This is a genomic window from Wolbachia endosymbiont of Tuta absoluta, from assembly GCF_059414725.1.
Map to the genome: position 1 here is coordinate 1 of NZ_JBNRJY010000759.1, position 330 is coordinate 330.

At 30.3% G+C, this 330-nt stretch carries 1 pseudogene; it reads right to left on the reverse strand.

Going from position 1 to position 330, the window contains the following annotated elements:
• Positions 1–46: 46 nt before the first annotated feature.
• Positions 47–330 (reverse strand): annotated as a pseudogene (locus ACJ5GX_RS07950) (hypothetical protein); the annotation flags it as partial.

Sequence of the window (330 nt, forward strand, 5' to 3'; positions counted from 1 at the left end):
GCTTTTACCAGGTCAATATTTTTTCAAATATATCAGTCAGTAAGTATTAAGTATGGACATAACGCTTTACAAATTTTACGATTAGAATAATACGAATAAAATTCAAAAAGATTTTAATATTCTTGCTCGTTTTATAGTTCAGGGGTCCAAAAAATATACCACTACTACTTATTTTTTTATTGTTCTTGGATCGATCATATATAAACCAAGCGATAAAAAAGAAAACAGTGAGTAACACAGAAGGCATAGCTTCGCTAATATAATGTGCAGCCAGCTCATATCCTTTACTGAGAAACATTGTATGCATATAGGCAAACAAAAGAGCAATAG